Below are 14,015 nucleotides of genomic sequence, written 5' to 3'. Positions count from 1 at the left end.
TCACATCAGGCAATACAAATCAAAATCCAAGACTATCCAACAAATCGTCCACCTGATCCTGACTGGCTACCACACCGGCTTTGCTGGTATCGACCTGAGGTCCATTAAGCAAACTCTGGTTTTCACGTTTTGGACGCGACTCCTGTTCCGGGATGTTTTCCAACAGCACCATCAGCAACTGACGTTCGATCTCCTGAATGACGTCCATCATCCGCTTAATGACCTGTCCGGTGAGATCCTGAAAATCCTGCGCCATCATGATTTCCAGCAGTTGCGCGTTAGTAAAGCTGGTATGTGCGGGGACATCTGCCAGAAATTGCCGCGTGTCTGTTACCAGTTCACGGGCGTCGGCAAGGTCAATCGGATCGGCAAACCAGTCATCCCAACGTTGGGTTAACGCTTTTGCTGATTTCTCCATTTGATCCTGATGCGGTTGTGACGCCTCAACACTGTTCAGCGCCCGCTCCGCAGCCTGGGCGGTCATCTGCACAACATAGTACAAACGATCGCGCGCATCGGGGATAGCTTCCGCTGCTTCGGCAATGGCCTGATCCAGCCCCAGTTCCCGCAAACTGTCGCGCAGCATACGCGTCAGGCTGCCGATGCGCGCAATGATATCGCCAGCTGAATGCTCGTCAGCAGGTTTGATTGATGGTTGCATCATAGTCGCATCCTCACATGCCCAGTTTCTCAAAGATTTTGTTGAGTTTTTCCTCCAGCGTCGCGGCGGTAAATGGTTTCACCACATAGCCACTGGCCCCCGCTTGCGCCGCAGCAATGATGTTCTCTTTCTTCGCTTCTGCAGTCACCATTAACACTGGCAATGCCGACATCGCGCCATCCGCACGAATCGTTTTCAGCAACTCCAGGCCATCCATATTGGGCATGTTCCAGTCGGAGATAACAAATCCATAACCGCCTGCCTGCAACTTATTGAGAGCGTCGAGGCCATCTTCCGCTTCCTCAACATTATTGAATCCCAGCTCTTTCAGCAGGTTACGCACTATGCGTCGCATGGTGGAAAAGTCATCCACAACCAAAAATTTAAGTTCTTTATCCGCCATTTCACACTCCTGATTTAAATACGTATCGCCTGTCCGGCACTAATTTTTGCCAGCATTTGCTGACTTACCTGGCTAAGATCGACCACTTCGCAGACACCACCCATATTGATGGCCTCGCGCGGCATGCCGAACACCACGCAACTTGCTTCGTTTTGCGCAAGGGTCCATGCCCCCGCCTGACGCATCGCCAACATTCCCGCCGCGCCGTCGTTGCCCATGCCCGTCAGGATCACCCCAACCGCATTACGCCCCGCCTGTTTGGCGACAGAATGGAACAACACATCTACCGATGGCCGATGGCGATTAACCGCCGGGCCATCGTGAATTTTGATTTGATAATTCGCGCCGCTACGCGCCAGCTCCATATGCCGATCGCCCGGCGCGATATAGGCATGTCCCGGCAAGACGCGCTCTCCGTCTTCGGCTTCTTTAACCCCGATCTGGCAAAGCTTATTAAGTCTGTCGGCAAAAGAGCGGGTGAAACCGGGCGGCATATGCTGGGTAATTAACAGTGCCGGACTGGAAAGCGGCAACGGTTGCAGTACGTGACGAATTGCCTCAGTTCCACCCGTTGAAGCACCAATCGCAATCAGTTTTTCAGAACTCAACAACGGCCCCGCCTTCAGCGTTGTCGGTGCCGACAATGGCTTATGTGCTGCAAGGCTCGCCTTTGCTGCCGTACGCACCTTTTCAGCAATCATTTCGCTATACGCCAGCATTCCTTCGCGAATACCCAGTTGCGGTTTGGTGACAAAATCTATCGCCCCCAACTCCAGCGCGCGCAGCGTGACTTCTGACCCTTTGCCGGTCAGGGAAGAAACCATCACAACGGGCATTGGACGCAAACGCATTAATTTTTCGAGGAAATCCAGTCCGTCCATCCGCGGCATTTCAACATCCAGCGTCAATACATCGGGATTGAATTTCTTAATCAAATCACGCGCAACCAGCGGATCAGGGGCGGTCGCCACCATTTCCATGTCGCTATGGCTGTTGATGATTTCTGTCATGATCTGGCGCATCAGTGCCGAATCATCGACAGATAACACCCTGATTTTGCTCATCGTTAATCCTTACTTAGCGCATACACCGTCTGACCACGCAGCGTGAAGCGGCGCTCAAGGTGGCTAAAGTTTTCAGAGTGACCCGCAAACAGCAATCCGTCGGGTTTAAGGAGCGGAACAAAGCGGCGCAAAATCTCCTGCTGGGTAGTTTGATCGAAGTAGATCATGACGTTACGACAGAAGATCGCATCAAACGGCCCCGGCACGGTGTACTGTTTCGCCAGTAAATTCAGCGGGGCAAAATCAACATAGTTCGCCAGCTCCTGACGCACGCGTACCAGCCCTTCATGCGGTCCCGTCCCTCGCATGAAATACCGTTGCAGTTGCTGCGGCGTCAGGTTTTTCAACTCTTCATGGCGATAAATACCGCTTCTGGCTTTTTCCAGCACTTCGGTGTCGATATCGCTGGCAAACACTTTCCAGCGTCCGGGCGCGGTGCCCAATGTATCAGCCAGCGTCATCGCTATGCTGTACGGCTCTTCGCCGGTTGAAGCCGCCGCGCTCCATACGCGATACTCGCCAGAACGGCGACGTGCGTGATCCGCGAGCAGAGGAAAATGGTGTGCCTCACGGAAAAATGCCGTCAGATTCGTGGTCAGCGAATTGATAAACGCCTGCCACTCACCGCTGTGCTGATTAGATTCCAGCAAGTTCAGGTAATGACCGAAATCCGCCAGTCCCAGCGCACGCAAACGACGAACCAGTCGGTTGTAAACCATGTCGCGTTTATGGTCAGCCAGAACGATCCCGGCGCGTTGATAGATCAATTGACTTATCCGCCGAAAATGCGCGTCGGAAAGCGCCAGGCGCTCGGTCATCTGTAACAATAAAGACGTTTGCCCACAGGGCAGAGATGAAGTCATAGCGCCTTCTCAATCACTTCAGGATACCACTGGCGCAATTTGTAACTGCGCCGACTCATGTCGTGCTACTTCATGTTCTTCAAGGGTAAATACCGCCACACGCGACGAAAGATGGTCGGCCTGATTCAGTCGTTGCAAATCGTCGCGAAATGCCCAAAAGACATGCCGTTACTGCCAATCTGCAAGATCCCGCAGAGAATCAAAATTAAAAACAGCGTGGTCGAAATTCGAATACGATTAAACATCAACGCTCCCCATCAGGCGGCAATGACCGCTTTAGTAAATACTCGTCAAAATGTTTCCCAGTTTGGATCTTGTTCAGCAATTCGCAGTCGTGGCTGTGCCGGTGGTTGCTCACTGGCAGGACGGGATGGTGTTTGCGGTTTATTGGTGAGTGGGCTGGCTGCCAGACGGAACGCGGAAACCGCTTGCGTTAAACGACTCGCCTGTTCTTCCAGCGCAGCTGCGGCGGCAGCTGATTCCTGCACCAGCGATGCGTTCTGTTGCGTGACGCGATCCATTTCCGAAACCGCCAATGCGACTTGATCGATGCCACGGCTCTGTTCATCCGATGCTGATGCAATCTCGCCCATAATGTCAGTCACGCGAGTGACAGCATTGACGATATTGTTCATTGTTTCCCCAGCGCTTTCGACCAGCACCGAACCGGTATCAACGCGCGAGACGGAGTCTTCAATGAGGGCTTTGATCTCTTTTGCCGCCTGTGCACTGCGACTGGCAAGATTACGCACTTCACCCGCCACCACGGCAAAACCACGGCCCTGTTCACCCGCTCGCGCGGCTTCAACAGCGGCATTCAGCGCGAGGATATTAGTCTGGAAGGCAATACCATCAATAACGCTGATAATGTCGGCAATTTTCTTCGAACTATCGGCGATCTCATGCATCGTTTTCACTACGCCATCCACCACTTTGCCGCCGTGCTGGGCGGTGTCGGAGGCACTTTGCGCCAGTTGCGAGGCCTGGCGGGCGTTATCGGCGTTTTGCTTCACTGTCGCGGTGAGCTGCTCCATGCTGGCGGCAGTTTCTTCCAGCGCGGATGCCTGCTGTTCAGTACGGGAGGAAAGATCGGTGTTGCCCGCCGCAATTTCACGGGTACCGGCATAGATGGCATCTGAACCTTCGCGCACATGAGTGACGGTGTCAGTCAAAGAGCGTTGCATATGTGAAACGCTCTGCGCCAGGTCGCCCATTTCACTGCGCCCGTCAATGGTCAGGGTATTCGCCAGGTTACCACCGGCAATTTCGCGAATATGCGCAATAATTTTTGCCAGCGGTGTAAGCAACATACGGCGAATACCGTACCACGCCACCAGCAGAATCAATACCACCACCAGCGCGATAACCGCCAGTTGCCACTGGGCAAATCGGTAATCATCTACGTTGTCAGTGACGATATCGCGATACAGTTTTTCACTGCTGAGGGCGTACTGAGCAAACGCTTCGCCCATTGCATTTTGCATTCCCTGGGTTGGCTGAGCGAAATAAGCTCCAGTATTGCCATAATCAAGATAATCAATCAGTTCAGTTAACGCTGTGTGATAGTTTTTATATTTTTCATCAATATTACGACTGGTAGCGACCATTTCAGGTAACGGTGCCATGCTTTTGAATTTTTTATAATGAGTCGCGGCCTGGGCCAATGTTTTCCTGGCGCTATCGAGCAATTCAACTTTGGCATTACTTTGCTGATTGGATGAATCCATCATCATCCGCACCGCTGAACGACTCAGGTTAATGCGCGTTTGCAGCATTAAATCCCATGTTGACGTCAGCTCGCCCTGCTGTTCCCGTAATTGATTGGAAACCACAAAGCTCTTCTGGCTATGGTGAAGGGAAGAAAAAAACAGACTGCCGGAAATAAGCTGTAACAGTGCGAATACCCCCAGCACCATTACCAACAGCGTGACTACGCGGATACGGTTAATCATAAGGCACCTTCCTGAAAACATGTTGATCTCGTTATCGGCAAGGAGGGGGGAAACTTTATTGCTGATGCCACCCGCCGCGCAATTGAAATAAAAAACCCGATGCGCAGATCATCGGGTTCATTTCAATTGAGGAAATCGGGAGAATTACGCCACTTCTGACGCCGCGCTATCTAACAGCGCCATCTCTTCGCTGTTCAGCAGTTTTTCGATGTTCACCAGAATCAACATGCGGTCGCCCAGTGCGCCCAGTCCTGTGAGATATTCGGTTGAAAGCGTCACGGCAAATTCCGGTGCCGGACGAATTTGCTCCGCCGTCAATGAAAGCACGTCTGAGACGCCGTCAACCACGATGCCGACCACCCGCTGTCCGAGATTCAGGACGATAACTACCGTGTTGTCGTTATAGTCCACATCCACCTGGCTGAACTTAATTCGTAAGTCAACAATCGGCACAATAACGCCGCGCAGATTCGTGACGCCTTTGATAAACGCTGGCGTGTTCGCAATCCGTGTCACCTGATCGTAGCCACGGATCTCCTGCACTTTCAGAATATCAATACCGTACTCTTCATCACCAAGGGTAAATACCAGAAATTCCTGGCCTGACGGCTCGCTGGCCAGCTTTGTTACATTCGTCATACCGGTCATATTGTTACCTTTTTACTCATTCAGGCGGCGGTGTTCGCCATACGTTGTTCGCGGTTTATCGCCTGCAAGGCGGAGACATCAACAATCAGTGCCACGCTGCCGTCGCCAAGAATGGTCGCAGCAGAAATGCCGGGGACTTTGCGATAGTTACTTTCAAGGTTTTTAACCACAACCTGGTGTTGACCAATTAATTGATCCACCAGCAAGGCGTAGCGGCGACCGCCACTTTGCAAGATCACCACAATTCCCTGGGTGGCTTCGGTTTTCGCGCCCGCGACGTTGAACACTTTCCACAGTTCGACGATGGGCAGATATTCACCCCGCACTTCCAGCACCCGCTCGCCGCCAGCCAGTGGATGCAGATCGGCTTCACGGGGTTGCAGTGATTCCATGACAGCATTCAGCGGCAGAATGAAAACTTCATCCGCAACGCGTACGGACATGCCGTCAAGAATTGCCAGCGTCAGCGGCAGTAAAATGCGGATCGTCGTGCCAGTACCCTGCTTCGACTGGATCTCGACATGACCGCCCATCTCCTGGATATTACGTTTAACGACGTCCATGCCGACGCCACGCCCGGAGACGTCGGTGACCTGCTCCGCCGTGGAGAAGCCAGGTGCAAATATCAGCATTGCAACTTCGTCGTCGCTCATGTTTTCGCTGACGGTCAGACCTTGCGAGGCCGCTTTTGCCAGAATTCGTTCACGGTTTAGCCCCGCCCCATCGTCGGTCACTTCAATGCAAATGTTGCCGCCCTGATGTTCGGCAGACAGAATTAAATTTCCGACGCTGTTTTTACCTGCAGCGAGCCGTTTTTCTGGCAGTTCAATACCGTGATCGAGGCTATTGCGTACCAGGTGGGTCAGCGGGTCGATAATGCGTTCTATCAGGCTCTTGTCGAGTTCAGTGGAACTGCCCACCAGCGTCAGTTCTACCTGCTTGCCGAGTTTTCCCGCCAGATCACGCACCAGCCGGGGATAGCGACTAAAGACATATTCCATCGGCATCATGCGAATCGACATCACTGATTCCTGCAAATCACGAGCGTTACGTTGTAACTGCCCCATGCTGGTAATCAAATCACCATGATTAACCGGGTCCAGTTCGCTGGAACGCTGGGCAAGCATGGACTGGGTGATGACCAGCTCACCGACGAGGTTAATTAATTGATCAACCTTTTCTACCGCTACACGGATGCTGGTGGATTCACTGCTGCGCGTCGTTTTTTCCCGCTCCACGCGACCGGTTGGCGCTTGTTCGGCTGCCAGTTTAAGCATTGGTGGGGTGGATATTTTTGGCGAGACGTCTACTGTTTCAAAGGTAATCTGATCGGCTTCAATCACAAAACAGAGTACCGCAGTGATGTCATCTTCGGCGATGTCGTCCGGTAATATTGCCGAGAGGGAATCAGCCCCTTTCACCACGTCAGTTAACGTTGTCAGATGCCCCAACTCTTCTTCCAGCAGGTCGACTTCGCCGGCCTTCAGGCGCGAAAGGATAATTCGTCGCGGTGACTGACTACGACTCTGCTCATCTTGCGGTTCACTTTTGGCAACCACACTTAATCGGGTCACTGCAGATGGCGTTTCGCCTTTCGCTTCTAATGCCAGTTGACGTAAGGCCTGGCAGATATAATTGAAGCTGGCGGCATCCGGCTCTTGCGACTGTTTATAAGCGTCGAGCTGTTCTTGCATGATGTCCTTCGTTTCCAAAAACAGATTGATAATGTCGGTGTTGAGTTGCATCTCACCTCGTCTGGCTTCATCGAGCAGGTTTTCCATCAGATGCGTGGTTTCCTGCAAAACGCTGAAGCCAAAGGTTCCTGCCCCTCCTTTGATCGAGTGGGCAGCCCGAAAGATGGCATTCAATTGTTCGGCATCTGGCGCTTCCGGCTGCAAAACCAGCAAATGCTGCTCCATATCAGCCAACAGTTCGTCCGCTTCATCAAAAAATGTCTGATAAAAATCGCTTATATCCATGCTCACGCTGTCACCTCGGTTCGGCTGATGGCATTGTGGGAACACTGACCTGTGGTGCAACCTCAGGTTTTTCCAGGGCGCTTACTGGCTCATTCTGGCTTTCGGCGTTTTCATTCAAAATGGCCTGTTCGGCGTGTTTGTTCAGTACCAGCAGGCTGATGCGACGGTTGACGGCATCATCAGGTCCGCGATCGCTTAAGCGCATCGTTGCCGCCATGCCGACGACACGTAACACTTTGCCGCCATTCAACCCACCAACCATCAGTTCGCGGCGGGATGCATTGGCACGATCGGCAGAAAGCTCCCAGTTGCTGTAACCTTTCTCACCGCTGGCGTAGGGAAAATCATCGGTATGACCCGAGAGGCTAATTCGGTTGGGAATACCGTTCAGTACGGGCGCGATGGCGCGCAGAATGTCGCGCATATAGGGTTCGACGTCGGCACTGCCGGTTCTAAACATCGGGCGATTCTGGCTATCGATGATCTGAATACGTAGACCTTCCTGGACCAGATCGATTTTGAGATGTGGACGTAACGCCCGCAGTTTCGGATCGGACTCAATCAACTGGTCGAGATCGCCACGCAATTTCCGCAATCGACTTTGCTCCATGCGTTTTTTCAGCTCTTCGATGTTCGGCTGCTTATTCACTTCCCCCTGGCTTTGGGTGTAATCATCACCCCCACCGGGAATTGGGCTTTCACTATTAGAAATGCGATCGCCGCCCGTAACCGCAGTCGCCAGTGGAGTCCGGAAGTACTCCGCAATCTGAATCAGCTCTTTTGGACTGGAGATAGAGATCAGCCACATCACCAGAAAAAAGGCCATCATTGCGGTCATAAAGTCGGCATAAGCAATCTTCCACGATCCATGTGCTGCCCCGTGGCTTTTGGCTTTGCGTCGTTTGACGACAATAATCGGATGCGCTTGATTCTTCATGCTTCCTCGGTTGTCGTCTGTTGTTGCGGATTTTTCACCGCACGCACATGCTCTTCCAGTTCAATAAACGACGGACGTTCGCTGGAATAGAGCGTTTTGCGACCAAACTCAACGGCGATAGGCGGTGCGTAACCGTTCAGATTAGATAGCAGTGTGACTTTGACGCACTGCATCATTTTGCTGGTTTCGGCGCTTTTCTGACGTAAAACACTCGCTAATGGGGAAATAAATCCGTAAGCCAATAAAATGCCGAGGAAAGTCCCCACCATCGCATGAGCGATAAGCGCCCCCAGCTCGGCGGCAGGACGATCGGCTGAACCTAACGCGTGAACTACCCCCATTACAGCCGCAACAATACCAAACGCCGGAAGTGAGTCCCCGACCAGCGCCAGACTGTTCGCCGGGACTTCTGCCTCGCTTTCGTGCGTCTCAATCTCTTCATCCATCAGAGCTTCGATTTCGAAGGTGTTCATGTGACCGCTGATAATCAGGCGCAGATAATCGACGATAAATTCAAGCATGACGCTATCCGCAAGGATGCGTGGGTAGCTGGCGAAGATCTCGCTCTCACGGGGATTTTCAATATCGCGTTCCAGCGAAAACATCCCCATCTGCCGCGATTTCGCCATCAACCGATAAAGCAGAGCCAGCAGATCCATATACATTGCTTTGGTGTATTTGGAGCGACGAAACAGCAACGGCAGCGCCTTCAGCGTGCCTTTAATCGCTTTGCCATTATTGCCGACGATAAACGACCCAATCCCTGCACCGGCAATAATCACCAGTTCAGCGGGTTGATAGAGTGCTCCAAGGTTTCCACCGGTCATCAAATAACCGCCGAAAACTGTACCGAGAACAACCAGGTAACCTAATAAGATAAGCACGACATCATCCTTCCACTGTTGACCATGACAGGATGTTCAGTCGTCAGGCGTTAACACGCGATAGGGGCAAAAAAAGCAGCGGTACATCGTTACCGCTGCTGGAATGTTTCGCCACACCGTATCAGTTAAACAGCCTGTACTCTCTGTTCATCCAGCAGTTGTGGGATAATATCGGCAGGATTCTGGGAAAGTTTACGTCTTTTTACTGCCCGGGATGGCGGCTGACATAAGCTGCAGGCAAAGCTGCCAACAGGCTGGTGAGCATGGGTAATAAAATTTCCGCCGCAGCAGTTGCAGCTGGAAAGTTGCAGTAATCCACTTTCAACAAACCGCACCAATGTCCAGGCACGGGTTAATGCCAGCAGCGGTCCTTCTTCTGCTTGCGGGCACTGTTCAAGGTATAAACGGTAGGCTTTGATCACCGCATCGACGCCATTACACAAGCCAGTTTTCAGTAAAAACTGCCATGCATTACAGAACATCGAAGCATGAACGTTTTGTTCCCAGGTCATAAACCAGTCGGTTGAGAATGGCAGCATGCCTTTCGGCGGTGGGCTTCCGCGCAGTTCTTTATAGAGTTTTATCAGACGTCCGCGACTTAACTGTGTTTCGCTTTCCAGCATCTGCAAACGAGCGCCCAGGGTGATCAATTCCATTGCCAGCTGAATATCCCGCGCTTCCTGAACAATGCTTTTTTCACTCATGATCAGGCCCTTTTCTTGCGCAGCGCTTCTTCAGGCTGATTAACATCATTCAGCAAGCGAGTTGAGAGCATGATGCCGGTATGAATTTGCTGGAGATCGTCAACGCGGGAATCTTGCGTCAACTGAGTAATCGTCTGGTGGCTGTCAAAACGGAAGTGACAAACCAGTTGATTGGTTTCTGCCAGCTTAACCATTTGCGGAAGAGTCAGTGCCGCTAACGTTGTCGCCATTTCTTCATTTATGCCGAGACGAAACATAGCGGACGCTTTGTCCTGAACAATCAGACGCTGTGCAAGTAGTAAATATGACAAGTTGATGTCATAAATGTGTTTCAGCAACTCGGAGGTATGCATTATTCCCACCCAGAATAACCAACTTTATTTTTATGCGGTCTCACCGCACCCCGTGATGTCGCCGGGAAGCCCCGGTAAAAAATAATTAGCATTAGAATAGTTGCGATAAGCTGCAATAAGCAGACCCACCTTTTTGGTTTAATAAGTCCTTACAAATAGAAGGGGGTCTTTACACTTATCTAAGATTTTTCCTAAATCGACGCAACTGTACTCGTCACTCCACGCACATACAACGGAGGGGGGCTGCGATTTTCAATAATGTGTGATGCAGATCACATAAAACGCTCAATTACTTAACATAAATGTATAAGTCATACTTTTGTTTTGGGTGTATTTCAATCTGTTAAAAAATTTTTCGCTACACTGGCAAGCAAAAATGAAACAGGAATAATCGAAATGGGATGTTGCGCACAGTTAAAATAACTCACCGTAAATAATCATCTGCTATAAATAATCGCTTTAATGCAATACCAGATAAGCCATTTTTAAACAAACACTTACCGCACAACAAACTAATTAACTACAAAGAAAGGCAACAATCAACCTAATGTTAATAAAATGTTTTACATATATTAACCACTTGTTCAATATGGGAAATCAGTACATTATTTTCTTATAAATACAGTTGAAATCATATGATAACCAAGAGCAATTGATTAATTGTATTTACTAATGACCAGACTAATATTTACCTGTTTAACTGAGTTGGGATTGCGTCGTTTCTCCATTAGGAGTAAAGCTTTAATGTCACCTGAAGTTCACAGAATAAGGAACAGGTTATGAGCTATAGCAATATTCTTGTCGCCGTTGCGGTTACACCGGAAAGTCAGCAACTGCTGGCAAAAGCGGTATCTATCGCCAGGCCAGTAAAGGGACACATCAGTTTAATTACTCTCGCTTCCGACCCGGAAATGTACAATCAATTAGCTGCGCCGATGCTTGAAGATTTACGCAATGTGATGCAGGAAGAAACGCAAAGCTTTCTTGATAAGTTAATTCAGGATGCGGGGTATCCCGTTGACAAGACGTTTATTGCCTACGGTGAGTTAAGCGAACATATTCTGGAAGTTTGTCGCAAACATCATTTCGATTTGGTGATTTGCGGTAATCACAATCACAGTTTCTTTTCGCGAGCATCCTGCTCGGCGAAAAGAGTGATTACCTCAAGTGAGGTCGATGTGCTGTTAGTTCCACTTACGGGAGATTAACCGCACCTACGCAAGCTTAGGAAAGGTAGCAACTTTATCGCGCTGCTGGCTTTCCGCGCTTCGCGGAACTATCTGCTTTAGGTCGCTAATGAAGCACTCCTGCCAGTGGTTAATATCGTTTTTCACGATAACGTCCAGCATTTCTGCATGACGGGAAATACGTTCCGCCAGCGACATAGTCAATGCACGATCCAGCGCAGCTGCAACTTCGTCACGATCGTAGGGATTAACAATTAACGCCGACGTTAACTCGTTTGCCGCTCCCGCAAATTGCGAAAGAACAAGAACGCCCGGGTTGGCTGGGTCCTGAGCGGCAACATACTCTTTTGCCACCAGGTTCATTCCGTCACGCAGTGGCGTCACTAAGCCCACGTCAGAGTAGCGGAATATTTTCATCAGTAATTTACGGTCAAAATGCTGATTCAAATAATAAAGCGGCGTCCAGCCTAATTGCCCATATTTACCATTAATTCGTCCGGCTTCATTTTCGAGCTGATGACGAATATCCTGATAGGCTTGCACATCACCACGAGACGTTGGCGCGATCTGGGTATAACGAATTTTACCGTGATGTTGCGGATATTTTTCCAGTAACGCTTCATAGGCGAGAAAACGCTCCGGCAAACCTTTGGAATAATCCAGTCGTTCGACAGAAAAGATATTTTGTACGTTTTTCAGTTCTGCTTTGAGTTGCGCCAGTTTTGGCGGCAGTGGACCGGCAGCCTGTTTCGCTATTTCTTTCGGCTCAATGCCGATCGGGTAAACTTCCGTTCGAAACGCTTTGCCGCAGGCCGTATGGCTTTTTGCGCTACGTGTCGTGACGCGGGTCAGGTTAGAAAGGCAATCCAGGAACGCCAGACGATCGTTCTCCGTCTGGAAACCCAGCAAATCATAATCACAAAGCTGTTCAAGCAAGGTGTCATATGTCGGCAGCGCGTTGAAGATTTCCGGTGTCGGGAAAGGAATATGCAGAAAGAAACCAATGCGATTATTCACGCCCCGTTTGCGTAATTCATGCGCAAAGGGCAACAGGTGATAATCGTGGATCCAGATAATGTCATCGTCTTGCAACAGCGGCAGTAATTTATCTGCCAGCAACGCATTTACGCGTAGATAGCCATCCCAGGCAGGACGCTGAAATTGCACCAGATCGAGCCGATAATGAAAAGCGGGCCAGAGAACGGCATTGGAGAATTTGTTGTAGTATTCGTCAAGGTCCTGTTCGCTGAGGTTAAAAGAGGCCCACGTAATGTTACCCTTTTTCACCTTTTTTAGCGGCTGATCCTCATTCCCTGTTTCACCGCTCCAGCCAAACCACAGTCCACCTGCGGCTTTCAGTGCCCCCAGTATGCCAACGGCAAGGCCACCGGCACTGGCGGCGTGCTCGTCTGGTGGTGCAATCCGGTTAGATACTACGACTAAACGACTCATAGTCATCACTCCTGTTATTTTCTCTTTTTTGTTGTAATGCGGTGGTTATCATTTCAAGCCAGCTCCAGACATCCGGCACGCCCGCCAGTCGCCATGATGCCTGAGTTGCACCTGTGCCAATTTTTACTGACATTCCGCCCAGCCGGTTAACGACTGCGAAGCCAGATTCATCGGTCAGATCATCGCCCAGAAATACGGGCGTTCGCCCGATAAAGGGAGCTTCCTGCATAAAGGCAGCAATCGCCTCACCTTTACTGGTACCTTTCGGTTTGATCTCGACAACACACTTTCCCTGCTGTAACGCCATTTGTGGCCAGATCTGAGTAATACGTTGCGCTAATGTCATTAATGCGTCTTCATGCTGCGGAGCCTGACGATAATGCAGCGCAAAAGCCATCCCTTTAGCCTCCAGCTCCGCGCCGGGATACTGGGCGATGACCGTATGCAGTTGCACGCTAATATCACGCGCAATCGCATCCGGCAGATGAACGATATGCGTTTTACCATTGATGTCACGGCGCTCCGCCCCATGCACGCCCGCTAATGGGAAGCGATAAGGTTTTGCCAGTGCATCAAGCTCCACCATTGAGCGCCCTGATATCAATGCCAATGCACCATCACTTGCGGTTGCCAGTAGCTGAAGTCCTTGCAGAATAGTGTCAGGTACGACGACCTGATCGGGATGCGGTTTGATTTCCGCCAGCGTTCCATCGAGATCAAAAAACCAGGCATATTTCGCGGATAGTTCAGGGGTTTCGGTTAACGGTTCTGTCACCCGGTTCTCCTCCTTCTCTTTTCTTATTGTGTTGCGCAGAACGCGCTTTACAGACATGTAAGTATAGACAGTGTGACGGGGGTCGCCATTTGCAACGAAGAACAGCCAACCGTTGTGGCGGCTGGCTGTGGTGGGAAAAAACGCTAAATTGTT

The 14,015-nt window shown here is 50.7% G+C and carries 14 protein-coding genes and 1 pseudogene; 1 reads left to right on the top strand and 14 read right to left on the bottom strand.

From position 1 onward, the window contains the following. Positions 1-19 precede the first annotated feature (19 nt). From cheZ to flhD, 12 genes and pseudogenes are all read right to left on the bottom strand, one after another. Positions 20-664 (bottom strand): protein phosphatase CheZ, encoded by a 645-nt coding sequence (gene cheZ / locus HBM92_RS10125; RefSeq protein WP_000983609.1) that lies wholly within the window; start codon positions 662-664, stop codon positions 20-22. A 10-nt stretch (positions 665-674) separates the two neighbouring features. Then, the gene (gene cheY, locus HBM92_RS10120; RefSeq protein WP_000763860.1) at positions 675-1,064 is read right to left on the bottom strand and encodes a chemotaxis response regulator CheY; all 390 of its coding nucleotides are present in this window, start codon (positions 1,062-1,064) and stop codon (positions 675-677) included. 14 nt (positions 1,065-1,078) lie between these two features. Continuing rightward, positions 1,079-2,128 carry a protein-glutamate methylesterase/protein glutamine deamidase gene (gene cheB, locus HBM92_RS10115; RefSeq protein ID WP_000036371.1) on the bottom strand — a complete coding sequence of 350 codons (1,050 nt, stop codon included), beginning with the start codon at positions 2,126-2,128 and terminating at the stop codon, positions 1,079-1,081. Positions 2,129-2,130: 2 nt separating this feature from the next. Continuing rightward, positions 2,131-2,991 (bottom strand): protein-glutamate O-methyltransferase CheR, encoded by an 861-nt coding sequence (gene cheR, locus HBM92_RS10110; RefSeq protein WP_000204318.1) that lies wholly within the window; start codon positions 2,989-2,991, stop codon positions 2,131-2,133. 93 nt (positions 2,992-3,084) lie between these two features. Next, positions 3,085-3,236, bottom strand: a pseudogene (locus tag HBM92_RS25075) (Tar ligand binding domain-containing protein); the annotation flags it as partial. Between the two features lie 45 nt (positions 3,237-3,281). Next, the gene (gene tar / locus HBM92_RS10100; RefSeq protein WP_001304288.1) at positions 3,282-4,943 is read right to left on the bottom strand and encodes a methyl-accepting chemotaxis protein II; all 1,662 of its coding nucleotides are present in this window, start codon (positions 4,941-4,943) and stop codon (positions 3,282-3,284) included. 144 nt (positions 4,944-5,087) lie between these two features. Beyond that, positions 5,088-5,591, bottom strand: a complete 504-nt coding sequence (gene cheW, locus HBM92_RS10095) for a chemotaxis protein CheW (RefSeq protein ID WP_000147302.1) — start codon at positions 5,589-5,591, stop codon at positions 5,088-5,090. 20 nt (positions 5,592-5,611) lie between these two features. Beyond that, the gene (cheA, locus tag HBM92_RS10090) at positions 5,612-7,576 is read right to left on the bottom strand and encodes a chemotaxis protein CheA (protein ID WP_001441984.1); all 1,965 of its coding nucleotides are present in this window, start codon (positions 7,574-7,576) and stop codon (positions 5,612-5,614) included. A 4-nt stretch (positions 7,577-7,580) separates the two neighbouring features. Continuing rightward, positions 7,581-8,507 carry a flagellar motor protein MotB gene (motB, locus tag HBM92_RS10085; protein WP_000795634.1) on the bottom strand — a complete coding sequence of 309 codons (927 nt, stop codon included), beginning with the start codon at positions 8,505-8,507 and terminating at the stop codon, positions 7,581-7,583. Then, positions 8,504-9,391 (bottom strand): flagellar motor stator protein MotA, encoded by an 888-nt coding sequence (gene motA, locus HBM92_RS10080; RefSeq protein ID WP_000906320.1) that lies wholly within the window; start codon positions 9,389-9,391, stop codon positions 8,504-8,506. Before motA ends, motB begins: the two co-directional genes overlap by 4 nt. Positions 9,392-9,516: 125 nt before the next feature. Continuing rightward, positions 9,517-10,095: a flagellar transcriptional regulator FlhC gene (flhC, locus tag HBM92_RS10075; RefSeq protein WP_001291603.1), complete on the bottom strand. Its 579-nt coding sequence runs from the start codon at positions 10,093-10,095 to the stop codon at positions 9,517-9,519. Positions 10,096-10,097: 2 nt separating this feature from the next. Continuing rightward, positions 10,098-10,448 (bottom strand): flagellar transcriptional regulator FlhD, encoded by a 351-nt coding sequence (flhD, locus tag HBM92_RS10070; protein WP_001295647.1) that lies wholly within the window; start codon positions 10,446-10,448, stop codon positions 10,098-10,100. 779 nt (positions 10,449-11,227) lie between these two features. On the opposite strand from flhD, the gene uspC reads away from it, so the two are divergent. Next, positions 11,228-11,656 carry a universal stress protein UspC gene (uspC, locus tag HBM92_RS10065; protein WP_000122412.1) on the top strand — a complete coding sequence of 143 codons (429 nt, stop codon included), beginning with the start codon at positions 11,228-11,230 and terminating at the stop codon, positions 11,654-11,656. A 6-nt stretch (positions 11,657-11,662) separates the two neighbouring features. Here the strand turns inward: uspC and otsA are convergent, their stop codons facing one another. Both otsA and otsB read right to left on the bottom strand, forming a co-directional pair. Beyond that, positions 11,663-13,087, bottom strand: a complete 1,425-nt coding sequence (gene otsA / locus HBM92_RS10060; protein WP_001296148.1) for an alpha,alpha-trehalose-phosphate synthase — start codon at positions 13,085-13,087, stop codon at positions 11,663-11,665. Then, a complete protein-coding gene (otsB, locus tag HBM92_RS10055) occupies positions 13,062-13,862 on the bottom strand; it encodes a trehalose-phosphatase (protein WP_001298457.1) in 801 nt (266 codons plus the stop codon). Before otsB ends, otsA begins: the two co-directional genes overlap by 26 nt. Positions 13,863-14,015: the final 153 nt, after the last annotated feature.

The organism is Escherichia sp. E.sYA108, from assembly GCF_011754335.1.
In the GTDB taxonomy this organism is placed as follows: Bacteria; Pseudomonadota; Gammaproteobacteria; order Enterobacterales; family Enterobacteriaceae; genus Escherichia; species Escherichia coli.
Note: the sequence above shows the minus strand (reverse complement) of the source record. Positions and strands in the feature narration are given on the sequence as shown.